This is a genomic window from Pseudoduganella buxea, from assembly GCF_009720835.1.
GTDB classification, from domain to species: Bacteria; Pseudomonadota; Gammaproteobacteria; order Burkholderiales; family Burkholderiaceae_D; genus Rugamonas; species Rugamonas buxea.
Genome location: NZ_WNKZ01000088.1, coordinates 1 through 24,786, shown reverse-complemented (window position 1 = coordinate 24,786; position 24,786 = coordinate 1). Strand labels below are relative to the sequence as shown.

The window sequence follows — 24,786 nt, the reverse complement described above, 5'->3', positions numbered from 1 at the left end:
ATTTCCTCGCCGATGAACTGGTCCAGATCGAGGTCGGTCGAGGTGCTCAGCGCCTGTACGTCGAAGTCGTACAGTTCGTTGACGCCTTCGCGGCCGGCGAAGCGTTCCGGCATCAGCGCCTCAGGCAAGGCGGTTTCCTGCGCGCTGGCCAGCGTGATCAGGCGCGCATGCTGCGACAGGCCCGTGCCGAAGATGCCCAGGGCCGAAGAGAGTTGTGCCAGCAGGTCCATCAGGGCAACGTGATGGTCAGGTTGGCCGCGCGCGGCGCCATCTTCACGACGTCGCTGTAGGCATTCATCTGGTTCTGCGTGTTGCGCGACAAGGTGGCGCGCAGGCCCACGTAGCCCAGCACGCAGATCAGCGCGAAGACGGAGCACAGCACCCACACGGGCAGGTCGCTGCGCAGCTGGTGCTTGACCTGGTCGGGCCGGTCCGAATGGGGTGCGAAGCCGCCGCGCTTGCCCTTCATGTGCGCGATCTCGTCGCCCAGGCGCGACGTCAGGTAGGCCAGTTTCTCCGAACCTTCCAGGATGTAGCGGCCCTGGAAGCCCAGCAGCAGGCACATATGGAATACTTCCAGCGCCTGCACGTGGGCGCTGCCGCGCGCGCGCAGGTCTTCCAGCCGGTTGAAGAAGTTCTCGCCGGCCAGCTGGTCGCCGAAAAGCACCAGCTGCAAGGGCCGGCGTTCCCACTGGTCCCGGATCGAGAACGACGAGCGCAGGATGATCTCGTCGACGGCCGCGCAGAAGGCGTACTTGGCGGCGTCGACGTCGTCCGGTGAAGCGTCGTGCTTCTTGGCGGCGCGGCCGAAGTCGTCCAGGAACTGCGTCATCTTGCGCGCGAAGTCGCCGTCGTCCTGCGGGCCGTTGCCGTTCTTGAGCATGAACAGGGCGTAGAAGCCGTCGTACATCAGGTCGAGCAGGGTCTGGGGCGCGGCATTGGCCGTCGCCGAAGGGGCGCCACCCATCAGGGAAGGTGCGGTTGCGGTACTCATTTCAATATCCTCAAATTCTGGCGCCGGACTTCGGCGCGCGATTGTGCGGCCCTGCGTGCTTCGGCCCTTACGACGTCACGGCCACCAGGTCCAGCTTCAGGTCCTGCATGCCGCCCGGGACGTAGATCGAAATCGACTGGGCCTGCAGCATGCGTTCATACATCATGCCCTTGGCCTCGATGGCGAAATAGACGGCGTCGTGGCGCACCGGAATGGCGGCCGGTACCTGGGGCGCGTGCTGCAGGCGCACGCCGGGCATGGCGGACAACACGAACTTGTCGACGTCGTCCGGCGCGCCGACCTTGAAGCGCAGCGGCACCAGGTCGACGATCTCACTGGCGGGCAGGTCGGCCGAGACGGCAATATAGAACGTCGTCTTGTCGTCGATCTTCTGCGAATCGAGCACGCCGTGGTGGTACGAAGGCTTGACCTCGCGCAGCGCGATGGCGAAGTACTTCGACGAGATCACCGTGTCGAGCAGGTCGCGGATGATCTGGTGCAGCGTCGCGAAGCCGGGGCCGGGGTCGGCGTGATTGTAGGGGGGCAGGTCGGCCAGCGTCCAGCTCTTCGAGAACGTCATCAGACTTCCCGCAAGTGCCAGCAGTTGTTCGTACAGGCGCTCCGGATGAAGGGCAGGGTGGTGGAAGTAGTGCGACAGCGAGGCGTAGGCCGTGCTGGCCGTGTGCAGCAGCCAGAACGAGGACATGTCGCCGGAGCGGAACTCGATGACGTTCTTGCTCGGCTCCCGGTGGTGGCCGTACAGGGCGCTGACCTTGGCCTGCAGCGCGTCGATCAGGCGGCGCAGCTGCTGGAACAGCACCGGCGCGCTCTTGACGGACAGGCTGGGGGCGACAAAGGCGCTATCGAGTTCGAAGCCGCCCGTGGTGGCGCGCCGCAGGCGCAGCACGGGCACGTGCACGTACGAGTCGCGCGGTTCGAATTCCGAGACGAGGCGCACTGTCTTTTTCAGGTAGGACAGCTGGGCCGGCGCCGCGTGCGTGTACAGGTCGGGCGTGTCGCGGTTGTCCTGTTGGAAGCGCACGGCGTTGGCGCCCTGGCTGGCGCCGTCGCCGAAATTGCCGCCGAACGGCTTGAAGGCGGGCAGGGCGGCGTAGAACGTCACGCTCTGGCCGCCCTGGGGCAGCTGGCTCAGGTCGACGGTATCGGGCAGCTCGTCGCTGCCGGGGGCCTCGACCAGCTCGCCGTCCTGGAAGCGCAGGGTCAGGCCCAGCAGGCGCAGCGCGTTATTGCCCAGCGCATCGCGGTCGATTTCGATCGACTCGACACCCCAGGCATAAGGATGCACTGCCTGCAGGCCCCGGTGCAGGCGCCCCTCGTGATATTGGTCCTGCTGCTGGAAGTGCTGCGGGCGCAGGAACAGGCCATCGCCCCATAGTATTTTGTTACTCATTCGTGGTCGCATCCTTCTGTTGGTGTGCGCTGATGCCAAGTAGCAGAAGGGTAACATTTCTACGCGAATTGTTGGCGTTTGCTTTGTGGTACGTCATGCGTGTCGGTGTATAAAATCCGGCTGTTCCGGGTTTAATGGAACTTATTGTCCCGGGCGGCCCCGGATACCACAAGTTCATTACAAAAATAAAATATGCAAGCTGTCGAGTCTGTTAGGTATAATTATATAATAAGCATCTTTCTTGATACTAGTTTGAGGGCAGCATGACATCAGCAACACAGTTCAATCGACACTTCGGCCGCTTCGGCAAACTCCTCGGCGCCGCCGTCTGCGTCGCCACGCTCGCAGGCTGCGCCACCACCGCGGAACAGGTGGCGGCCGTGAAGCCAGCCTTGCCAAAGATGGAAGACCTGCTCAGCAAGGCGACGGAAGCGAGCAGCACGGGCCAGAAGGAAAAAGCCATCACTGTCTGGAAGGAAGCGGCCGCCGCGTTCCCGACCGACAAGACGCCTTGGGCCAATATCGCCCAGGCCCGCTACGAGGCCGGCCAGTACGGCGAGGCCATCGTCAACGCCCAGGAAGTGCTGGTGCGCGACCCCAACGACAGCCTGGCCAACAGCATCATCGCCATCAGCGGCCTGCGCCTGTCGACCCGTGCCCTGTCCGAGCTGAGCCGCCAAAACAACCTGTCCGGCTCGACCAAGACGGAGTCGCAGGAACTGGCCAAGCTGCTGCGCAAGAGCCTGGGCGATGACGTCCTGGTCCCGCAGCCGGTGCCGCCGACGGCGCCTACGCGCAATCCGAAGAACGTCAAGGGCGCCAAAGGCAAGGTCAAGGCGGAAACCACGAACGCCAGCCCGTTCGATCTGCTGAAATAACCGTTTGTATTTAATCCAACGATAGGGGCATCCCATGTCAAACAAATCCAGCGTCCAGAAAAAACTGCAGAAGGTGCGCCCGCCGCGGGTGCAGATGACGTATGACGTTGAAATCGGCGATTCGATCGAAAACAAGGAACTGCCCCTCGTGGTCGGCGTCGTCGGTGATTTCGGCGGTAATTCGGACGTGGCGCAAAAGCGCCTGAAGGATCGCAGCTTCGTCGCCATCGACCAGGATAATTTCGATGAAGTGCTCAAGGGTGTCGAGCCGCGCGCGGCTTACCGCGTGAAAAACGAATTGAGCGAAGAGGGCGGTGAATTTGCCGTCGACCTGACCTTCAAATCGATGGAAGATTTCCGTCCGGAATCGGTGGTGCAGCAGGTCGAGCCACTGAAGAAGCTGCTGGAAGCACGCACCAAGCTGGCCGACCTGCGCAACAAGCTGGCCGGTAACGACAAGCTGGAAGACCTGCTCAACGATGTCCTGAACAGCACCGAGAAATTGGCCGAACTGGGCCAGCAAACCACGAAAGAGTGAACATGTCCGCACAAGCCACTCAGGCCGCTGCCGCCGCCGCACCTCACGCGGAAGCCGGCCTGCTCGACTCCATCGTCGAACAAAGCAAGGTCGCCAAGTCCAGCGCGGAACACGCGCGTGCCAAGGACCTGATCTCGGAGCTGGTCTCCCAGGTCATGGAAGGCACCGTGGTCGTCTCCGACAACCTGGCCGCCACCATCGATGCCCGCGTGGCCGAACTGGATCGCCTGATCTCGGCGCAGCTGTCGGCCGTGATGCACGCGCCGCAGTTCCAGAAGCTGGAAAGCAGCTGGACGGGCCTGAACTACCTGGTGCGCAACAGCGCCACGGGCCAGAACCTGAAGATCAAGATGCTCAACGCGACCAAGCGCGAACTGGTGAAGGACTTCCAGAGCGCGCTCGAATTCGACCAGAGCACGATGTTCAAGAAAATCTACGAAGAGGAATTCGGCACCTTCGGCGGCGCCCCGTTCGGCGCGCTGCTGGGCGACTTCGAGATCACCCGCCAGCCCGAGGACATGTACTTCATCGAGCAGATGTCGCACGTGGCCGCGGCCGCGCATGCGCCGTTCATCTCGTCGGCCTCGCCCGAGCTGTTCGGCCTGGAGACCTACTCCGACCTGGGCAAGCCGCGCGACCTTTCGAAGGTGTTCGATACGGCCGAATACGCGAAGTGGAAGACCTTCCGCGAATCCGAGGACTCGCGCTACGTGGGCCTCACCCTGCCACGCTTCCTGGGCCGCCTGCCGTTCAATCCGGCCGATGGCGCCACCACGGAAGGCTTCAACTTCGTAGAGGACGTGGACGGTACCGACCACCAGAAATACCTGTGGTGTAACGCCGCCTATGCCTTCGGCACCAAGCTGACGGGCGCCTTCGAGGACTACGGCTGGTGCGCCGCCATCCGCGGTGTCGAAGGCGGCGGCCTGGTCGAAGACCTGCCGACCCATACCTTCAAGACCGATGAAGGCGAAGTGGCGCTGAAGTGCCCCACCGAGATCGCCATCACGGACCGCCGTGAAAAAGAATTGTCGGACCTGGGCTTCATCTCCCTGGTCCATTGCAAGAACACCGACTACGCGGCCTTCTTCGGCGCGCAGTCGGCGCAGAAGCCGCGGAAGTACAACAACGACGCCGCCAACGCCAACGCAGTGCTGTCGGCCCAGCTGCAGTACATCTTCGCCGTATCGCGCATCGCCCACTACATGAAGGCCATGATGCGCGACAAGATCGGCAGCTTCACCGCCGCATCGCACGTCGAGGATTTCCTGAACCGCTGGCTGACGCAGTACGTGCTGCTGGACGATAACGCCAGCCAGGAACAGAAGGCCCAGTTCCCGCTGCGTGAAGCGTCGGTGCAGGTGTCGGAAGTACCGGGCCGGCCTGGCGTGTACCGCGCCGTGTCGTTCCTGCGTCCGCACTTCCAGCTCGATGAGCTGTCCGTTTCACTCCGTTTGGTCGCGGAGCTCCCGGGATCGACCAAAAACTAAGCACTGTAGTTTTTTACTTCAACAACCGAAAGGAATAACATGGCAATCGACGTCTACCTGCAAATCGACGGCATCAAAGGCGAATCCGCCGACACCACCCACAAGGACTGGATCGAAGTCTCCAGCGTGGAATGGCAAGTCCTGCAACCGAAATCGGCGACCGCTTCGACCGGTGGCGGCCACACCGCGGAACGTACCGAACACAAAGATATCGTCGTGTCGAAGCTGGCCGACCTGGCTACGCCGATCCTGCTGCAAACCTGCTCGTCCGGCAAAACCATTCCAAAAGCAAAGCTGGAGTTCATGCGCGCTGACGGTAACGGCGACCGCGTCAAGTACTTCGAAATCGAACTGGAAAACGTGCTGATCAGCAGCGTCGCTCCAACCGTCCAGCAAGGCAACATCCTGACGGAAGACGTGTCGATCAAGTACTCCAAGGTCAAGTGGAAGTACACCCAGCAGAAGGTCGGCGGCGGCATCGGCGGCAACACGTCGGGCGGCTGGGACCTGTCCGGCAACAAGACCGTTTAATCGCGCACCCGCGCATTAAGCGGACCTGATCCGATGGGATACCGATGAAGGGGTTCACGCCGGGACTGTTCGACCGGCTGATGGATACACGGGCCAATGGCGCCGCCAGCGGAACGGTATCGCGCATGTCGATCGAGGAGTTGAAGGACTCGGTCGCGCGCGATCTGGAGGCGCTCCTCAACACGCGCACCGTGATCCCGGAAGAACTCCTGACGCAGTATCCCGAATGCGGACGCTCGATCGTGACGTATGGCCTGCAGGATTTCGCAGGCCTGTCACTGTCGAGCGCGGACGACCGGGCCTTCATTTGCCGCTGCCTGGAACAAGCCATCGCGCGCCACGAGCCGCGCCTGCGCAATGTGCAGGCCAGCCTGGAACTGCGGGCCGACGCCGTCAACCGCCTCAATTTCGCCATCACCGCGCTGCTGGTGGTCAGCACCGCGCACGAGCCGGTCAATTTCGACGCTGTCTTGCAGCCGTCCAGCCTGCATTACACCATCAGCAAGGCGCGCCGCCCGGCGCAGCCGGGAGCCTAACCGTTGGACCAGTTACTACCGTATTACGAAAGGGAGCTGGGATTTTTGCGCCGCTATTCGCGCGAATTCTCCGAACGCTACCCGAAAATCGCCGGCCGGCTGCTGATCGGCGGCGAGGTGTGCGAAGACCCGCACATCGAACGCATGATCGAATCGTTTGCGCTGCTGAATTCGCGCATCGCCAAGCGGCTCGACGACGACTACCCCGAATTCACAGAAGCACTGCTGGAAGTGCTCTACCCGCATTACCTGCGCCCGTTCCCGTCCTGCTCGATCGCGCGCATGGACTTCGCCGGCGCGGCCGCCCAGCTGACGACGGCCAGCGAGATCCCCCGCGGCACGCAGCTGACCACGCGCCCCGTGCGCGGCGCGGTCTGCACCTTCCGCACCGCCTATCCCGTGACGATCGCGCCCGTGGCCATGCAGGCCGCCACGTTCGCGGCCATCATCGACGCGCCCGAAGCGATCCGCCTGCCGCCCACCGCCACGTCGAGCATCAGCCTCACCATCGCCAGCACGTCGGCCCAGGTGGCGCTGCCACAACTGAAGCTGGCGAAGCTGCGTGTCTTCATCGACGGCGAACCGTCGTTCTGCGCGGCCCTGCGCGACGCGCTGTTCATGCGCGGCGTCTGCGCCTGGGCGGAAGCGGACGGCAACGGCCGCTGGCTGCCGCTGTCGAAGATCCCCCTGACGCCGGCCGGCTTCGACGAGGACGAATCGCTGATCGATTTCTCGGCGCGCTCGCACAGCGCCTACCGGCTGCTGACGGAGTATTTCTCCTTCCCGGAGAAGTTCAACTTCTTCGACATCGACCTGGCGGCGCTGGGCGCCGTGCTGCCGTCGGGCTGCCGCAGCATCACCCTGCACCTGGCCCTGTCGGGCCTGCGCACGGACTCGAACACGGCGCGCATCCTGGGCACGCTGTCGACCAATAACGTGCTGCTCGGCTGCACGCCGGTGGTCAACCTGTTCCGCCAGCGCGGCGAGCCGATCCGGCTGACGCACACGACGGCGAGCTACCCGGTGCTGGCCGATGCCCGCCGCGCCTATGCTTTCGAAGTGCAGTCGATCGACTCGGTCAAGCTGGTGCGGCAAACGCCGCAGGGTGAATCGGTGCAGGAGTTCCGGCCGTTCTACTCGCTGCGCCACGGCCAGACCCCCGAGAAGCACGGCCACTACTGGATCATGCGCCGCGACGACATGCTGGCCGAGAAGAGCCCCGGCTTCGAGACGCAGATCTCCATCGTCGACATCGATTTCGACCCGGCCGACGTGGAGACGGACACCTTGTCGCTGGAGCTGACCTGCACCAACCGCGACCTGCCGGCCTCGCTCAGCTACGGCCTGCGCGGCGGCGACCTGTTCCTCGAAGGGGGCTCCAGCGTGCGCGGCATCAGCTTCCTGCGCAAGCCTTCGCCGTCGCACCGCTTCGAGCGTGGGCGCGGCGCCCACTGGCGCCTGATTTCGCACCTGGCCCTGAACCACCTGTCGCTGACGGACGGCGGCCTGGATGCCTTCCGCGAGATGCTGACACTGTACGACCTGCCACGCTCGCCCGCCTCGCAACGCCAGATCGGCGGCGTGCTGGCCGTGGCGCACAAGGCCGCCACGGCCTGGCTGGCGGGGAACCCGTTCGCCTGCCTGGTGCGCGGCATCGAAGTGCGCCTGACGATCGACGAGGAAGCCTTTGTCGGCAGCGGCATCCATGCCTTTGCCCATATCGTCGAGCGCTTCCTCGGCCTGTATGTGCACGCCAACAGCTTCACCCAGCTGGTGATCGTGTCGAACAAGAACGGAGAGGAGCTGTTGCGATGCACCCCGCGAAGCGGCGATTTGAGCCTGCTGTAATCGAGCGCCTGTTCGCCGAGCCGTACCGCTTCCATTACTTCCAGGCGGTGCGGATGCTGGAGCTTTGGCTGCGGCGCCACGGCACGCCCGCCGACGGCGCGGTGGCGAACTTCCTGCGCTTCCAGAATTCCACGTCGCTGGCCTTTCCCGCCAGCGAGCTGGAGTCGCTGCAGACGGAGCCGCGCGAGCTGCCGAAGGACCGGCGTGCGCTGGCCGAGGCGCTGCAATCGACCCGGCTGAAGTACATCCGCGTCACGCCCACCTTCATGGGCTTTCTCGGCACCAGCGGCACCTTGCCGGCGCACTACACGGAACGCATCGCCGCACACGGCCTGTACGAAAAGGACGACGGGCCGCGCGCCTTCCTCGACACCTTCTCGAACCGCTCGCTGGCCCTGTTCTACGAGGCCTGGCGCAAGTACCGGCTCGAGCTGCGCTACGAGATCGACGGCAAGGACACCTTCCTGCCGCTGCTGCTGTCGCTGGCCGGCATGGGCAACCATTCGCTGCGGCGGCGCCTGTCCGACCATGGCGACGGCGTGCTGGACGAATCGCTGGCCTACTTCGCCACGTCGATGCGCCAGCGCCCCGCGTCGAGCGTGCAGATCGCCCGCGTGCTGTCGGAATACTTCAACCAGCAGGTCGCCGTCGAGCAGTTCGTCGGTCACTGGTACGACGTGCCGGCCGCGCAGCAGACCACGCTGGGCGTCAGCAATGCCGTACTGGGTGCCGGTGCGATGGCCGGTGCCCGCGTGTGGCAGCGCGACCTGCGCATGCGCCTTGTCATCGGCCCGCTCGACCTTGCCACCTACGAATCGTTCCTGCCGGGCGGGCGCGCCGCGCGCTCGCTGCGCGAGATGCTGACGATGTTTACGGGCCTGTCGCTGGAATACGAAGTGCAGCTGGTGCTGCGCGCCGCCGACGTGCGCGGCGTGCAGCTCGAACAAGACCGCATCGGCGGCCGCCTGGGCTGGGACAGCTTCCTGCTGGCAGGCAGCGAGACCGAAGACCGCGCCGACGTGCGCTATGAAATTCACGCGCTATAAAAAGAGGGAATCATGAGCATCAACCTGAAAACGCTGATCGGTAAACTGAACGACACCAGCCGCACCGCGGCCACCCGCGCGGCCAGCATCTGCGTCTCGCTGGGCCATTACGAAGTCGATATCGAACACCTGTTCCTGGCCCTGCTGGAGCAGCAAGGCAGCGACTTCGTCGCCATCGCACGCCAGAACGGCATCAGCCTGTCGATGCTGGAAGCAGACCTGCAGGCCGAGGTGGCGCGCTTCAAGAACGGCAATTCGCGCACGCCCGTCTTCTCCGAGCGCATGCCCAAGCTGTTCGAGCACGCCTGGCTGATCGCCTCGCTCGACCTGCGTGCCGGCCAGCAGGCCCAGATCCGCAGCGGCCACCTGCTGCAGGCGCTGCTGACGGAGCCGGAACTGGCGCAACTGGCGGCGCGCAGCTCCAAGCTGTTCGCAAAATTCGACCTGGAGCAGATCAAGCACAACCTGGACAAGGTCACGGCCGGCTCGCAGGAAGCCGTGTCCATTCCCGCCGCCGCCGCGGCGGCCGGACAGAATGACGATCCGGGCGGCGACCCGGTCGGCGAGCTGGCCTCGAAGGCGGCCAACAAGACGCCCGCGCTGGACCAGTTCACCACCAACCTGACGCAGCGCGCCCGCGACGGCAAGGTCGATCCCGTCATCGGCCGCGACCTGGAAATCCGCCAGGCCATCGACATCCTGATGCGCCGGCGCCAGAACAACCCGATCCTGACGGGCGAGGCGGGCGTCGGCAAGACCGCCGTCGTCGAAGGCCTCGCCTTGCGCATCGCCGAAGGCGACGTGCCGGAAGTGCTGCGCGGCGTCGAGATCCATACGCTGGACATGGGCCTGCTGCAGGCCGGCGCCAGCGTCAAGGGCGAGTTCGAGAACCGCCTGAAGAACGTCATCGACGAAGTGAAGAAAAGCCCGCACGCCATCATCCTGTTCATCGACGAAGCCCACACGATGATCGGCGCCGGCGGCCAGGCCGGCCAGAACGACGCGGCCAATCTGCTGAAACCGGCCCTGGCGCGGGGCGAGCTGCGTACGATTGCCGCCACCACCTGGGGCGAGTACAAGAAGTATTTCGAGAAGGACGCCGCGCTGGCGCGGCGCTTCCAGGTCGTCAAGGTGGAGGAACCCAGCGAGGAACTGGCCTGCGCCATGCTGCGCGGGATGGCGCCGCTGATGGAAAAGCACTTCAACGTGCGCGTCTACGACGAAGCCATCACCGAGGCAGTGCGCCTGTCGCACCGCTACATCTCCGGCCGCCAGCTGCCCGACAAGGCCATCAGCGTGCTCGATACGGCCTGCGCCAAGGTGGCGCTGGGACAGAACGCGACGCCGGCCCTGATCGAGAACCTGGCCCGCAAGCTCGAACGGATGGCGGTGGAAAGCGCTTCCCTGACCCGCGAGCAGGCCACCGGCGGCGCCGCCCACACGGCGCGCCTGAAGGAGCTGGAAGCGGCGCGCAAGGCGGCCAGCGAGGAACACGCGGCCCTGGCGGCACGGTGGGAGAAGGAAAAGGACCTGACGGAACGCATCAAGGCAGCCCGCGTGGTGCTCGACAGCGGCGAAGCGGCGGACAAGAGTCTCGTCAAGGACGTCGAGGCGCTGCAGGTCGAGCTGCGCGCGCTGCAGGGCGAGACGCCGATGGTGCCGGTGCAGGTGGACGGCCATGTGGTGGCGGAGATCGTCGCCGGCTGGACCGGTATCCCGCTGGGCAAGATGGTCAAGGACGAAATCAAGACGGTGCTGAACCTGAAGGATCTGCTGGAGCAGCGCGTGCTGGGCCAGTCGCATGCCATCGAAGCGGTGGCCCAGCGCGTGCGTACCTCGCGCGCCAACCTGGACGACCCGAACAAGCCGAAGGGCGTGTTCCTGTTCGTCGGCCCCTCCGGCGTGGGCAAGACGGAGACGGCGCTGGCCCTGGCCGACGTGCTGTACGGCGGCGAGCGCAAACTGGTGACGATCAACATGAGCGAATACCAGGAAGCGCACAGCGTGTCGGGCCTGAAAGGCTCGCCGCCCGGCTACGTGGGCTACGGCGAGGGCGGCGTGCTGACGGAAGCCGTGCGGCGCAACCCGTACAGCGTCGTGCTGCTGGACGAAGTGGAGAAGGCCCACCCGGACGTGATGGAGCTGTTCTTCCAGGTCTTCGACAAGGGCGTGATGGACGACGCCGAAGGGCGCGAGATCGACTTCAAGAACACCATCATCATCCTGACGTCGAACATCGGTTCGTCCCAGCTGATGCAGGCCTGCCTGAACAAGCCGGCGGAAGAACTGCCGGCACCGGAAGCGCTGGAGGAACTGGTGCGCCCGGCCCTGATGAAGCAGTTCAAGCCGGCCTTCCTGGGCCGCCTGAAGGTGATTCCGTTCTACCCGATCAGCGACGACGTGCTGGTCGAGATCATCGAACTCAAGCTGGGCAAGATCAAGCAGCGCATCGCCGTCAACCACAAGGCCGAATTCAGCTACGACGAGGCGCTGGTGGAAGCGGTGCTGGCACGCTGCACGGAAGTCGATTCGGGCGCCCGCAACGTCGACAACATCCTGAACGGCACCTTGCTGCCGGAAGTGGCCGAGTCGGTCCTGGCGCGCATGGCCGAAGGCGCGGCCATCGCCAAGATCAAGGTGGGCGCCGGCAAGAACGGCGCATTCAAGTACACGGTGAAGTAAGCACCGTCTGCAGAAACGACAAGAGCCGCATATGCGGCTCTTTTTCTGACTGCCCAGCCCGTGTCAACCGTGGGGGCGTAGCCGGGGTTTCGAGAACCACAGTTTCTCGCCAGCGAAGCGGGCAATGGCCTACACGCCGTTGCCCTGTCCAGGACCCCGACACGGACGCAAGCTCGTCCATGGCAACATCGGGGCCAGGCACCGATATTGACTCCCGCCCAGCGGTTAATGTTGTCGAGCCCGTGTCTTGTCGGGGTCTGACCCCAAGTGGACATTGTCGGGGTCTGACCCCAAGTGGACATATGCGGCTCTATTCTACTGCCCAGCCCGTGTCCACCGTGGGGTCAGACCCCGACACGGACACAAGCTCGTCCATGGCAACATCTGGGTCAGGCACCGACGTCGACACCCGTCCACCCGTTAATGTTGTCGAGCCCGTGTCTTGTCGGGGTCTGGACAGGGCAATGGCATGCAGGCCATTGCCCGCTACGCTGGCGGAAAGCAGTGCTTCCCGAAACCCCAGCTGCGCCCCCAGGTGGACACGAACGGGGCGGTTGGCTTCAATTCGCGGGCGGTACGCCCAGCATTTCCTCAATATGGGCCAGGGAGGCCTGGTCCTTGACGACGGAGCGCAGCCATGTGTGCAGGTCCTGCTCGCCGGCGGCCGCCGCCTTTTCGGCGAAGTAGGAGACAGGGCTGTGGGGCTCCGTCTCGCGGAAGAACTGGGCCACGGCGCGCAGCTGGGCGATGGCCTGGGCGCGGCTGCGCAGGGGACCGTTCTGGCCGGGCTGGCCGCCTTGCGTGGCCTGCACGCTGTCACCGGAGCCCGGCTGGTCGCCGGCGCCTTCTTCGGCCGATGGCGCTGCATCCGTGCTGACAGTCGGCATCACGTGCAGCATCGATTCGACCGCATCGCGCGCCTGCGCGAAGCCGGGGCTGTCCTGGCCCAGGCGCTGGTCGGCCACCCGCTCCAGTTCCAGCAGAGAGTCCATGCAGTAGCGCGCGTCGGCCGCGAAGGTGGCGCGGAACTGGGGCGAGCTGCGCGCCTTGGCCGCTTCCATGTCGGCCAGTTTCGGCCCGCCCGCGCCTTCGGTTTCCTCCGTGCCGCTGGCAGCGCGCTTGCGAGCGGCCTCGAAGTCGACGGTGGAGTAGCCGGTGGCCCGGCCTTCGGTCAGGGGCAGTTCGCGGATCAGGGTGCGCGTGCGCGCCAGGATCCACGACAGGTTGCCGATGCGCTGGTCATTGTCGCCGTCGTCGGCGTCCGGGTACAGGCCCAGGTCCCAGAACTGGTCGCACAGGCCGGCCAGCAGGCGGTAGCCTTCGCCCAGGCCGCGCAGGTGATGCTGCTTGGCGGCCGCCTCGGTCAGCCACACGGCCAGGCGCAGGTCCTTGCTTTTTTCCTTCAGCAGCTTGGCGCAGCGGTCGACGACGAAGTCCCAGTCCGCTTCCTTCAGCTCCGTTTCCCAAGCGCCTTGCGCCAGCGACGGGTCGTCGAACTTGCGTGCGTGCGCGATGGCATCGAGCTCGCTGGAAAAAGCCATGTTGTCGCCACACGGCTTGCTGTCGCTGATGGGGATTAGGAGCTGTTCGGCTGTGAACATGGGACCTCGGAATGAAGTGGGGTTATTGGGAGATGCGGAACTCGATGCGGCGGTTGCGCGCGCGCCCGTCCGCGCTGTCGTTGCTGGCGATGGGACGGTCCGGACCCTGGCCCGTGGCTGTCAGCAGGTCGCCGTTCAGGCCGTGGCTGGCGAAGTACGATTTGACGGTGTCGGCCCTGGCCTGGCTCAGGGCCAGGTTGGACGAGCGCAGCCCGGCGCTGTCCGTGTGGCCGATGATCTCGACCTTGCGGCCCTTCATCTTCAGCAGCGCCGCCAGCATCTCGTCGACGATGGCCTTGCCGGCCGGCGTCAGGGTGGCCTTGCCGCTTTCGAATTCGACGGTGCGGTTGGCCAGCGTGTTGTCCAGCACCGCCTGGTCGGCCGCCGACACGCGCAGGCCGTTGTTGACCGTGTAGGTGGGATTGAGGCTGGTAGCGACATTGCTGGCGATGCGCTGGCGCACGGCCTCGTTGGCCACTTCGCCCCGCAGGCTGACGGTGTTGCCGTCGATTTTCAGCTGGCCGCGGCTGATCTGCTTCAGTTCCGGCGTGATCAGCTTTTGCACATAGCCGTTCCAGTTCGCCGGCATCGCGACGGCGCCGACGGCGATCTGGTCGACCACCTTGTCCTGGCCGTACAGTTCGCGCAGCCGGGCCAGCACGGCGGCCTTGCTGGCTTCATCGGGCACGGTGCCGCTGACGGTCACCTGACCCGGTTCGGGCGTGGCCGGCGCGGCCGGGGCGACGTTCTGCGCGATGGCGCCGGACGCGCAGACCAACAGGCCTGATAGGGCGAGACTGCGGGCCAGTGCGCAGGCCAGGGCAGGGGAGGGAATGAATCGCATGGTCAGGTTCCGAGAAACGCCGTGCCGACCGAATCGAGCGCGGACTTGAGTGACAGGGTGCCTTGCGACAGGTAGGTGGACAGCTTCTTGACGGCGTAATCGGTGTCGATCTGCTCCTCCACCCAGTCGAGCTGGTCGAAGTCGATATGGTGGTCGCGGCCCACCTGCGGGTCCATGATGGCGCGAAGTGTCTGCGCCGACGCGCCCGAGAAGCCCAGCACCAGCGCCGGCCGTTCGCCCAGCCGGGTGATGAACAGGGCCAGTTCGAAGTCGGCCCGGGCCAGGAACGGCGTGATCAGGTGCATCCAGAAGGCGGCCACCAGGTTGCGGTACATGGGGTCGAGCGGCAGCGGCAGCACCAGGCTCTTTTCCAGCCGGCTAGAACTGCTGGCCATCACGGGCTGCAGCAGCATGCCCAGGGCCAGCAGCACCTGCCGCACGGAGCCCTCGTAGCCCGCCTGTGCCAGCATGCCGTCGAGCGCGCCGATGGTCTGCAGCTCCAGGAAGTCCTCGAAGGCGGCATCGTAGGCGGCCGCGCGCAGGTCCAGCTCCACCGGCTGGCTGGTCGAACCCTGCAGCGACTGGGTGGCGTCGCTGGCCGCGCGCACGCCGGCCGTCAGGCCTTCGAGCCGGTTCCACAGGCGCGTGAGCACCAGCGGGGCGTTCTGCACGAAGCTGTCCGGTTCGGCCACTTCCATCGCGCTCATCATCATGAACGGATAGCGCCGGCTCGACTGGTCCGTGCTGGCGACGATATGGCCGCCGATGGCATGGCGCCGGCGGGGGCCGACGAAGGCGAAATGCAGCGGCGCCAGGGAGTCGTAGTTCAGCTTCCAGCGCGCGTCGGTACTCATCAGGTCCATCGCCTGCGACAGCCAGTCGTCCAGCACCTTGATCAGGGCAGGGCTGTCGCTGGCCTTGACGAAGTCGCCCCGGCTGGGGATCTTGCCGAAGTAGCCGACGGAAATCGGGGTCACGCCGCGGCTCATGGCATTGCTCCCACGGTGCGGGTCGCCGGCCTTGGTGCTGCCGGTGCCGCCGGTGCGGCAGGCACGGGCGCGGCAGGGGCGCCCGGTGCCGGGGCCGCCGGTGCCGAAGGGGCAGCCGGCGCGTCGGCGATGATGGTCTGCGGCAGGCGCAGGCGCTTGAAGCCCGTGCCCGGCTGCGGCACCGGTTGCGGCGGCGCCACCGACGTACCGATGATCTTCAGGTTGGCCGTGACGGTAACGCCGCTGCCCGTGTTGTCCCAGGCCAGTTCGAACACGCCGTTGTCCTTGCGCTTGCGGCGCGCGGCGTCGATCATCTTCCTCAGACCCTGGTGGCCCATTTCGTTCAGCACGACGACGTTGGCACCGGCCGGCGTGATGGCCGTGATGCGCACGCCGGGCACGCCGGCCGGATTTGGCCACGTCATGTGCACCCAGGGTTGCGGCTGGCCGCGCCAGCGCAGGGCCTGGCCGTCGATCTCCAGGGTGAATTCGGTGGCACCGGTGGCGCCCAGCGCCTGCACGTCGAAGCGGGTCTGTTCCTCGCCACCGCTGGCGGCGGCCGCGTTGGCCACGCCGTTGGCGGCCAGCGGCGCGACCCAGCCCGGGAAGGCCGCCACCACGGGCGGCGCCAGGTGGATGCCGATATCGGCCCAGGTCTTCGCGCTCAGCACGTCGCCACGGCGCACCACCAGCGGTCCGATGGTGGTGTTGAAGAACTTGGCGATGGCGCCTTCCGGCCCGAAGATCTCGCCGATTTCGGCATTGGTCGCCTCCAGCTTCGACTCGGTGGCGAACGGATACTTCAGGGCCAGGTTCTTCTGGAACGGCTGCACGACCTGCGCCTGCCACACCTTGTCGATCTCGGCCTCGGTCGGCTTGACGATGACGGCGAAGGTCTGCATCAGCGGACGCACGAGCACGGGACGGATGGCCTGCTTCTGCGCGTCCGTCATCCCCACCAGCATCTGTTCGTCGACGTATTTCAGCGCGTCGGCCAGCTCGGAACCGCTGCCGTCCAGCGTCTGCTGCATCAGCTGCTTGGCACCGGGACCGGCGTCGCCCTGGTTCTTGATCTGGTTCAGGCGGGCGCGCAGCTTCGACATCTGGTCCATGTAGCCGCGCATCAGCGAAGCGTTGTTGTCCTTGACGACAACGAGGCGTGCCACGCCGGCGAACTCGCGGCCCACGGGACCCAGCGGCAGCGCGGCGTTCTGCGCCGACGTCGTCGAGGTCGGGATATTGACGTTGATCTGCGAAGGCTTCTGGCGCAGGATGGTCTCGCGGAACCAGCCGGTGATGCCGCGCTGGGCGCGCTGGATGCCGGCGTCGAGCAGGGTCGGGTTGTCCCACGAGGTCTGTTCATAGACCGTGGCCACCAGCTTGTTCAGCGGCGAGATCTGCGGGTCGCCCAGGCGGTTCATCGCCGCCGTGGCGGCCTCGAAGCCTTCCAGGTCGCGGATCGTCACGCCCTGCACGAACTTGGTCCATTCCTTCGCGTAGTCGTTCTTGTACAGCTCCACCAGCGACTTCTGGATCTGTTCCGGGCTGCCTTCGAGCGTCAGGTCGTCGCGCGCGGACGTCTTCAGCACCCAGTCGGCACTTTGCAGTTCCTTGTTGGCCGCGTCCTTGAATGCTTCCTGCACGAAGCCTTCCCAGGCCGCGCGGGTGAAGCTGCCGGGGATGGCATAGCTGCCCAATACCAGTTCCTTGTCCTGCTCGCCCACGATGCGCGCTACCGTCATCGACGGGAAGCGGGTGGCGGCGCGGGCCTTGACGTCGGCGTACACGCGCTCGCGCGCCGGCATGCCGCGCACGACACGGCGCAGGTTGTCGCGGGTCTGGTCGACCAGAGCCAGCTTGCTGTCGAGCTTCGGCCACGACGGGTCGTTCACCTGGGTCAGGTAGAACGAGATCATGCGCTCGGCGCTGCGGATCATCTGCTCGCGCGGCATCGCGCCACGGTTCGAATCGAGCCAGACGCGCCAGAAGCGGGTCAGCTGGTCGTTCAGGTGGGCCGCCTCGGCGCGCGATTTATCGGACAGCATCAGGTAGGTCTTCAGCGCGTTGTACGCATCTTCCGCGTTGGCGGGGGACGCGTCCTTGAACTGCATGGCGCCGTTGTTGACGGCGGCGGCATCGAGCGCCTGGCCCGTCGTCGTGCCGGAGACGGGACGGTTCATCGGCTGCAGCTGGGCCGCGCCGCTGTTGACTTCGGCCAGGAACGATTCCAGCGACTGGCCCACGGGTTTCAGCATCACCTCGCGCACGCCGTTGAAGTACTCTTCGCGCAGCTTGCGGTTCAACACATCGCCCTGGTACAGGCCCAGGCCCAGCTTCAATGGACGGCTTTCCTCGAAGGCGTCCAGCTGCTCGATTCGGTCCTGCAGGATTTCCAGCGCGGCGAAGCGGCTTTGCAGGTCGAGGCTCTTCTGCTGCACCTTGATGGCCTGGTCCAGGTCGGCCTGCACATTGGCCGTCAGCTGGCGGTTGTTCATGAACGACCAGCTCCAGCCGGCCAGGGCCAGGCCCACGAGCGCGGTGGCGGCGAAGAACATGCCGTAACGGATGCGCGTCTTGGCCGGGCTGGCATACTGCGCCACCAGGTCCTTGTCGGCGAAGATCACCTTGCGGAACAGGTTGAGCAGGAAGTAGCCCTGCTGGTTATGGTGTTCCTCGTGCGCCTGCGGCTGCAGCTTCAGGTCGAAGCGCTGGGCCACGCGGTGCGACGAGGCCGACACGGTCTCGCCTTCCTGCAGGGCGCTGGTGAAGTAGAAGCCGCGGAAGACGGGCTTGAACTGGTAGGGGTTTTCCTCGAACAGGGTGGCGATGAACGAGCGCAGCGCAGGTTTCACGGACGCGAATTCGAGCGGGAAGGTGAACACGCCTGGCGGCATGCGCTCGCGCCACTGCAGTGACATATTGGCCAGGCTCAGGTCCTTCAGGCCGTCGTACAGTTCGTCGAAGCGGGTGTCGAACTGGTCGAGCAGCTGCTCGCTGCCGGTGTTCTGGCTGTAGGGCAGGGTGGCGCCCCAGACGCGGTCGCGTTCATTGCGTTCGCTGTCCTGGAAGAATTCGTTGAAGCCCGTGATCAGGTCGGCCTTCGTGAAGACGACGTAGACGGGTGCGTGCACTTCCAGGCGCTCGGTCAGTTCCTGCACGCGCTGGCGCAGGTTCTTGGCCAGGTCGATGGCGAATTCCGGACGGTTGCGGGTCAGCTCGGCCACGCTGACGGCGATGATGACGCCGTTGATGGGCGCCTTCTTGCGGTGCTTCTTCAGCAAATCGAGGAATCCGAACCACTCGGCCCGGTCTTCGTCGACCACCGAGTAGCGGCCCGCCGTGTCGAGCAGGATGCCTTCGGTGGTGAAAAACCAGTCGCAGTTGCGGGTGCCGCCCACGCCGTGCACCACCTTGGTGTCGGCGAAGGGGAACTGCAGGCCCGAGCTGGCGATGGCCGTGCTCTTGCCCGCGGCGGGATTACCGATGACCATATACCAGGGCAGCTCGTACAGCGCTGCGTTACCGGACAACTGGCCCAGCTTCGAGCTCTTGATGGTGCCGATGGCGTCCATCAGGCGCTGGCGGATCACTTCCGTTTCCTGGCGGTGCACGGCGTCGGCCTTGACGGGCGCGGCGGCCTGCTGTTCCAGCATGTCGCCCAGCTGGCTGGCGCGCTGGCGGCGGCGCCAGCGGCGCCACGACCAGACGATGGCGCCGAACACGAGCGCCACCGCCAGCACTGTCCACGGCACGTTGGCCGGCCATTGCAGCAGGGCCGTCGCGATGAACAAGGACGCGGCGAAGGCCAGCCAGCCGATCACGATCAGGCTGCGGCGCTTCGTCAGAAATTCCCAGGTTTTTTGCATCATATGAGACTCGGTTTCAGGGTTGTGCTGTGCACGGGAGAATCAGCTTTACTGCGTCAGCTTTACTGCGTCAGGATCAGGGCTTCAGTACTACGGCGGGGGCGCGACCAGCGCCGCATCGCGCCGGTACGGATCGAGCGTGCCGAGGCACAGCACGGGGCCGCCCCGTTCAATTACCTGCTGGCGTGCCAGCACCAGCGCCGTCAGGTAAGTTACTGGACCGCAGCTGCCGCAGGCCGCGCCGACGTGACAGGTGTCGAGCGTCGTATCGAGCTGCGGCAGCAGCTCCGACAGCACGGCCATGGTTTCCATGACGCGGCCGGTGCGGTGGTCCGTGTCGGTGGCCAGGGCCAGCACGCCGGCGCTGTCGCAGCGGCTCGTGGCCAGCACGCCGGCGGCCAGCTGGCGCAGCACGGTGGCATCAGGCCGGCCGGCGGCATCGGCGGAACTGTTCAGTTGGGCCGAGCCGACGGCGCGCAGCATTGTCTGCGCTTCGTCCCGTGACAGGAGCGCAGCCTGGGTGGCATCGGCCAGAAGCAGGCCGGCCGCACCTTCGCCGGGCATCTGGCCCTGCGGCCGCTGTGCGGCGAACAGCATGCCGGCGCCGCTCAGGCGGTCGATGCCGGCTTCGCTCAGGTGGGAATCGCAGGCCAGCACCAGGGCCAGGGTCGATGCGGCTGGCGTGGCGTTGTGCGATGCTGCCTGGGCTTGCACGCGCGCCAGCAAGGGGGTCAGCACGGTTACGGCGTCGGCAGGCGCTTCGTCTCCCGGCCCCGTTGCCGGCAAGGTTGCAATGCGTTCCTTCGGCCACCCCGCCTGCGCCACCAGGTGCGCCAGCCACTGCTCCGCCGTGCCGCGGGCCGGCACGGGCCAGGCCGCGGACCACAGCGGCAGCAGTTGCAGCATCGGCAGGGGCGATGGGGTACGGGTGTCGAGGCGGGTGTCGTGCTCCAGCAGCTGCGGATGGTCGGCCAGGACGGCGGCCAGCTCCTGCACGACGGCGCTGCCGGCATGCAGGGCGCGCCATTGTTCTTCGGTGAAGACGGCAGGATCGATGCCGCGCGCTTCCAGCCATGGCGCCATATCCTCACGCAGCGCGTCCACGTCGATATCGGCGATGCGTGCCGTCATGATGGGGAAGCCGTAGTCGTCGTACAGCGTGTTGTCCAGTTCAGGACGTGCCGCGCCATCGGCCAGCGCGGCCAGCAGTTCGTCCGGCGAGGCGCCATGCGGCGCGCGCACGCTGGCCGCCAGCATCGCGATGCCGACGGGTGGCGCCGTGTCCACTGGCGCTGCATCGGCGGCTACCGGCGTGGCGGTGGCGGCAGCGGCGGCACCGGCCGTCACGCTGCGGTAGATCTTCTTGCCGATCCAGAAGGCCAGCAGCAGGGCCAGGGGCAGCACGAGCAGGTACAGCACAAGGTCCGCCGTGGCGGGAATGCGGTTGTTGGCGCGCCAGTACCAGATCGCGCCGATCCAGCTGGCGCCAAAGGCGGCGGCGACCAGCAGCAGGGGTCTGAGCCAGGACAGCATCGGTCAGACGTTATCGACGGTGGGCTGCTGGCCGGCGATCAGGGTGGCGCCGCAGGACGTCTTGTCGCCGTGGCGCGCGGCGGGCTTGCCGTCGATGATGAGGGTCGGGTCGCCGCTGACGATGGTGGTGGCGCCGTGGCCCGGCTTCGGGCACATGACCTTGTCGCCCACGCGCGCGATGCCCTTGCCGCCCGTATCGGACAGCTGCGATGCTTCCACGACGGTGCCGCCGTGCGATGTCTTGTCGCCCAATGTGATCAAAGGTCCTGCCACGTTTGCTCCCGTATCAATATCAGTCGTTTGGTTGAATCGTGCCTGCTCAATCCTGCTTGCGGCGCATGACGCCGGGCAGGCGCAGTTCCGTATGCCCGAAGTCCATCATCTTCCAGCGCCCGCCCCACGTCAGGCCGAGCGACTCGGCCACCTCGCCATACAGGCGGTAGCCGCGCATGGCCCACGGGTCCTTCTCGGAGATCACCAGTTTGCCGTCGCGCAGGAAGGCGCAATCGGCGGCCAGGCCGTACTGGTGCCAGCTCTGGAAGGCCGCGGCGTTCGTCACGTTCGTGCCCATCGCGGCCAGGCGGTTCTGGCGCTCCGGGCTGCGGTAGCCTTCCAGGATCGCCATGTCGTAGCCATGCTGCTCCTTCATGATACGAAACACCATCAGCAGGCGCTGCGTGTAGTCCGCGTTCATCCGGTTCCAGTCGCGGCTGGCCGAGACGAGCAGGGGACGTTCCTGCGCCACCTCGGCAGATGCGAACACCAGCGGCGGCAGGGCCGGCGGCGGCACCAGCTGCTCGCCCTGCAGCAGCTCGGCCACTTGCGTATTGACTTCGCGGGTGGACGTCTCGAAGCCGCCCAGCGTTCCGCCGTCGGTCAGCAGCACGGCCAGCAGCGGCGGCAGGCAGACCAGGGCCGCCCCGCCGGCGCACAGAATATAGTGGCGTCGCAGAAAGGCACTGACAGCGCCGACCGAGGCACTGCCGCTGGAACGCAGCTTGTCGGCGTCGCGCAGGCGCCGCTGCGTGGCCTGGCCGACGCGGCGCTGCAGGCGTTGGCCGGCTGCGCTCAAGCCGTTCAGCATGAACTCACGGCCGGCCGGGAACAGGATCATCCAAGTGACCAGGCAGGCAAGCAAAAAATAAAGAATTATCGCCAGCAGCCACACTCTTTTCTCCTGACAGCGACAAGCATCGTTCGTATCTTCAAAGCATTGCCCTACAGTATAACTTACCGTTATGGCAATGTCTCGCACAATTGAATAAAATGTCGGTCTTTCGTGGAAAATTTATTCCCTGGAATACGGCGTATTTTTCTTGACTCCTGTAAAGTAACAGAAAAGTATTAGAATATAAGCAAGGAGTATATCTTGGTTAGTAAAGACGATCGCGTGTCGAGCGGCGGGCGCCCCAGCCTGCTGTCCGCCGAGCAGAATAACCCGGCGGACGGACGCAGTGTATTGAGCGCGCTCGACGGCAAGCCGGCCAAAGCGGCAAAACAGGCCAAGGCCGATGCCGGCATCAAGCAAGCTTCGCCGTCGCATGGCAAGCCGGCGGCGCAGGCGTCCACAAGGGGCCGTGGCGTATTCCTGTGGAGCGCTGCGTTTGCCGCCCTGGTGACGGTTGCCGGCGGCGCGCTGGTATGGATGGCCAGCGTTCCGGACGAGGAAACCCTGGTGGCTGAAACGGCGGCGCCCGTGGTCCCACCGGTGGCCAGCATGCCGGCGCCGGCCGTGGTGGCTGCTGCGGCAGTGGCCGCGCCGGCGACTGCGGCAACGGTGGAACCGCCGGATTCGGACGTGTCGACCGCTGCCATCCTGCAGGACACCAGCGCGGCCAAGGAGCCGGCTGCGAAGCAGGCGCCCGTCGTGGCGGCAAAAGCCGGCCCGGCGACGGATTCCCTGACACAGGCGCTGGAACGCCCCGCGCAAAAAGCCACACCGGACGAGAAGAAGGCCGATTCCCTGGCCGAGAACAAGGTCGAGAAGCCCAGGCTGGCGCACCATGACGCCAAGCCGGAAGGCCGCAAGCAGGCGCCGAAGGAGAAACCGAAGGCGCCGCCCAAGCCCAAGGCCGAACCGCAATCAAAGGATCGGGACGCCACCTTGCTGGCGGCGCTGATGGCGCATACGCAGCCGAACAGCCATATCCCGCGAAAAAGCACGCCGGCGCAGCAACTGCAGATCTGCCGTCAATATAATGCGGCGGGCGCGGAGCAATGCCGTGCGCGTTTATGCGCGAACGGCGCCCAGAAGGAGCCGGAATGCAAGGCGCGCCTTAAAAAGAAGGTTGCATCCGATTCATGAGCATCGCACTGATCGAGCAAGTCACGACGGCGCTGGCCCAGTTCACCAGCGCGACCCGGCTATATGAGCTGACCTTGCACGGCGACGACAGCGGCGCCGACCTGGGCTCGGGCGGCTTGCTGGTTGAGGCCTTCGCGGCCGACGACATCGTGCATGACACAGGCGCACGCGACATCATCGCCTTGTCCACCAGCGCCATATCGACCTGGTGCCGCTGCTGGGGCGGCAAGCTACGCTCCACATCAGCCTTGCCGACGGCAGCCGCACCACCTTCAGTGGCGACATCACCCACGCGGCCATGCTGGGCAGCGAAGGCGGCCTGGCGCGCTACCGCCTGCGCCTGACACCATGGCTGTGGCGCCTGAGCCAGGTGCGCAACAGCCGCGTATGGCAGGACAAAACCGTGGTCGACATCGTCGACGACGTGCTGTCGGCCTACCAGCCGCTGGCCCAGTGGCGCTGGAGCGAGGAGACGGACAGCTTCCTGGCCGACGTCCCGCCGCGCAGCTATTGCTGCCAGTACCGCGAGTCGGACTACGATTTCGTGCGCCGCCTGCTGACGGAAGAAGGCCTGGGCTGGCGCATCGAGGAACTGGAAGAAGGCCACGGCCTGGTGCTGTTTGCCGACAGCAGCCAGGAATGCGCGATGCCGCCCGATCACATCAGCGAACAGGATGGCGGCATCCGCTTCCACGGCGCCCGCACGGCTGAAAAGCAGGACAGTATCCAGGCCCTGCAAAAACGCCGCAGCGTCGTCTCGACCTTGACGACCCTCCTCAGCTACGACTACAAGGCGAAGAAGGCCGTCGGTGCCAGCGCCCCGTCGCGCCAGCAGTTCGCCAAGCTGCCGGTGCTGGAGAGCTACGACGTGCCGGGCCAGTACGCGTTTGCCAGCGGCGCCCTGGCGCAGCATTATGCGGAACTGCAGATGGAAGCGCGCGAGGCACGCAGCCAGCCCTGGCAAGGCCGTTCGACGGTGCGCACCCTGGCCGCCGGCACCCGCATCGACGTCACGCAGGGGCCACTGGCCATGTTCGGCGATGCCCCGGCCAGCTACACGGTCCTGCGCGTGACCAGCGTGGGCGTAAACAACCTGCCGTCACCGGCCGTGCAGGCCCTGGCCGAACTGTTCGGCCCCATCCCGGAACTGCTGGAAGACGTGCTCCTTGAAGCCGACCTGGCCGACGACGACATGGCATTGGTGATCGACCAGGCCCGCAAACTCGGCTACGCCAACCGCTTCGACGCGCTGGCGGCGGAGGTCCCGTGGCGCCCGGAACTGCCGGGCAGCGACGCCCGCAGCCACCCGAAACCGACGGCGCACGGCGCGCAAAGCGCCATCGTCATCGGTGCCGACGGCAGCGACCAGGCCAGCGGCGCCGATGAACTGTACTGTGACGCGCTGGGCCGCATCCGCATCCGCTACCACTGGCAGGACAGCAGCGACGCCTCGTGCTGGGTGCGGGTGGCGCAGAGAACCGCCGGCGGCGGCATGGGCAGCCAGTTCCTGCCGCGCATCGGCCAGGAAGTGCTGGTGCAGTTCATCGAGAACGACATCGACCGCCCCATCGTCATCGGCGCCCTGTACAACGGCCAGGGCGAGGGCGGCCACGCCCCCACGCCCGGTGGGCAAGCGGCAGACGGTGACGACCCGGCGGCCGTCTTCCAGCCGGCCGGCGACCACGCGCCGTCGG

At 65.9% G+C, this 24,786-nt stretch carries 21 protein-coding genes; 11 read left to right on the top strand and 10 right to left on the bottom strand.

The annotated features are described in order from the left end of the window. The 3 genes from GM672_RS22615 to tssK form a co-directional block, all read right to left on the bottom strand. Positions 1-230: hypothetical protein (locus tag GM672_RS22615; protein ID WP_155472786.1), on the bottom strand; the 230-nt coding region annotated here is incomplete at its 3' end. Then, on the bottom strand, positions 230-994 hold the full coding sequence (gene icmH, locus GM672_RS22610) for a type IVB secretion system protein IcmH/DotU (RefSeq protein WP_155472785.1): 765 nt from the start codon (positions 992-994) through the stop codon (positions 230-232). The genes icmH and GM672_RS22615, both read right to left, overlap by 1 nt. 67 nt (positions 995-1,061) lie before the next feature. Further along, entirely contained in the window at positions 1,062-2,405 is a 1,344-nt protein-coding gene (tssK, locus tag GM672_RS22605) for a type VI secretion system baseplate subunit TssK (RefSeq protein WP_155472784.1), read from the bottom strand. Between the two features lie 263 nt (positions 2,406-2,668). Here tssK and GM672_RS22600 point away from each other — a divergent pair, with 263 nt between their 5' ends. Genes GM672_RS22600 through tssH form a run of 8 tightly spaced genes read left to right on the top strand, consistent with a single transcriptional unit; the run spans position 2,669 to position 11,954 of the window. Beyond that, entirely contained in the window at positions 2,669-3,283 is a 615-nt protein-coding gene (locus GM672_RS22600; RefSeq protein ID WP_229417883.1) for an outer membrane protein assembly factor BamD, read from the top strand. Positions 3,284-3,317: 34 nt separating this feature from the next. Continuing rightward, positions 3,318-3,821, top strand: coding sequence for a type VI secretion system contractile sheath small subunit (tssB, locus tag GM672_RS22595; RefSeq protein ID WP_155472783.1), 504 nt, complete (start codon positions 3,318-3,320; stop codon positions 3,819-3,821). 2 nt (positions 3,822-3,823) lie between these two features. Beyond that, positions 3,824-5,311: a type VI secretion system contractile sheath large subunit gene (gene tssC / locus GM672_RS22590; protein WP_155472782.1), complete on the top strand. Its 1,488-nt coding sequence runs from the start codon at positions 3,824-3,826 to the stop codon at positions 5,309-5,311. A gap of 39 nt (positions 5,312-5,350) precedes the next feature. Further along, a complete protein-coding gene (locus GM672_RS22585; protein WP_155472781.1) occupies positions 5,351-5,842 on the top strand; it encodes an Hcp family type VI secretion system effector in 492 nt (163 codons plus the stop codon). Positions 5,843-5,886: 44 nt separating this feature from the next. Beyond that, a complete protein-coding gene (gene tssE, locus GM672_RS22580; protein WP_155472780.1) occupies positions 5,887-6,378 on the top strand; it encodes a type VI secretion system baseplate subunit TssE in 492 nt (163 codons plus the stop codon). Positions 6,379-6,381: 3 nt separating this feature from the next. After that, positions 6,382-8,226, top strand: a complete 1,845-nt coding sequence (tssF, locus tag GM672_RS22575) for a type VI secretion system baseplate subunit TssF (RefSeq protein WP_155472779.1) — start codon at positions 6,382-6,384, stop codon at positions 8,224-8,226. Beyond that, entirely contained in the window at positions 8,190-9,272 is a 1,083-nt protein-coding gene (tssG, locus tag GM672_RS22570; RefSeq protein ID WP_155472778.1) for a type VI secretion system baseplate subunit TssG, read from the top strand. Before tssF ends, tssG begins: the two co-directional genes overlap by 37 nt. A gap of 12 nt (positions 9,273-9,284) precedes the next feature. Beyond that, a complete protein-coding gene (gene tssH, locus GM672_RS22565) occupies positions 9,285-11,954 on the top strand; it encodes a type VI secretion system ATPase TssH (protein ID WP_155472777.1) in 2,670 nt (889 codons plus the stop codon). Between the two features lie 560 nt (positions 11,955-12,514). On the opposite strand, the gene tssA is transcribed toward tssH, so the two are convergent. The 7 genes from tssA to GM672_RS22530 form a co-directional block, all read right to left on the bottom strand. Beyond that, positions 12,515-13,555, bottom strand: coding sequence for a type VI secretion system protein TssA (tssA, locus tag GM672_RS22560; RefSeq protein WP_155472776.1), 1,041 nt, complete (start codon positions 13,553-13,555; stop codon positions 12,515-12,517). Between the two features lie 22 nt (positions 13,556-13,577). Further along, a complete protein-coding gene (locus tag GM672_RS22555; RefSeq protein ID WP_155472775.1) occupies positions 13,578-14,399 on the bottom strand; it encodes an OmpA family protein in 822 nt (273 codons plus the stop codon). 2 nt (positions 14,400-14,401) lie between these two features. Next, positions 14,402-15,388, bottom strand: coding sequence for a type VI secretion system-associated protein TagF (tagF, locus tag GM672_RS22550; protein ID WP_155472774.1), 987 nt, complete (start codon positions 15,386-15,388; stop codon positions 14,402-14,404). Next, the gene (gene tssM, locus GM672_RS22545) at positions 15,385-19,254 is read right to left on the bottom strand and encodes a type VI secretion system membrane subunit TssM (RefSeq protein WP_155472789.1); all 3,870 of its coding nucleotides are present in this window, start codon (positions 19,252-19,254) and stop codon (positions 15,385-15,387) included. Before tssM ends, tagF begins: the two co-directional genes overlap by 4 nt. A gap of 90 nt (positions 19,255-19,344) precedes the next feature. Further along, a complete protein-coding gene (locus GM672_RS22540) occupies positions 19,345-20,787 on the bottom strand; it encodes a hypothetical protein (RefSeq protein WP_155472773.1) in 1,443 nt (480 codons plus the stop codon). A 3-nt stretch (positions 20,788-20,790) separates the two neighbouring features. Next, positions 20,791-21,060 (bottom strand): PAAR domain-containing protein, encoded by a 270-nt coding sequence (locus GM672_RS22535; RefSeq protein WP_170300198.1) that lies wholly within the window; start codon positions 21,058-21,060, stop codon positions 20,791-20,793. 46 nt (positions 21,061-21,106) lie between these two features. After that, entirely contained in the window at positions 21,107-21,955 is an 849-nt protein-coding gene (locus GM672_RS22530; RefSeq protein ID WP_308807500.1) for a M15 family metallopeptidase, read from the bottom strand. 201 nt (positions 21,956-22,156) lie between these two features. On the opposite strand from GM672_RS22530, the gene GM672_RS22525 reads away from it, so the two are divergent. From GM672_RS22525 to GM672_RS22520, 3 genes are all read left to right on the top strand, one after another. Then, on the top strand, positions 22,157-23,092 hold the full coding sequence (locus GM672_RS22525) for a hypothetical protein (protein ID WP_229417882.1): 936 nt from the start codon (positions 22,157-22,159) through the stop codon (positions 23,090-23,092). Further along, a complete protein-coding gene (locus GM672_RS30015) occupies positions 23,089-23,436 on the top strand; it encodes a hypothetical protein (protein ID WP_371867090.1) in 348 nt (115 codons plus the stop codon). Before GM672_RS22525 ends, GM672_RS30015 begins: the two co-directional genes overlap by 4 nt. Then, positions 23,334-24,786: type VI secretion system Vgr family protein (locus tag GM672_RS22520; RefSeq protein WP_371867091.1), on the top strand; the 1,453-nt coding region annotated here is incomplete at its 3' end. The genes GM672_RS30015 and GM672_RS22520, both read left to right, overlap by 103 nt.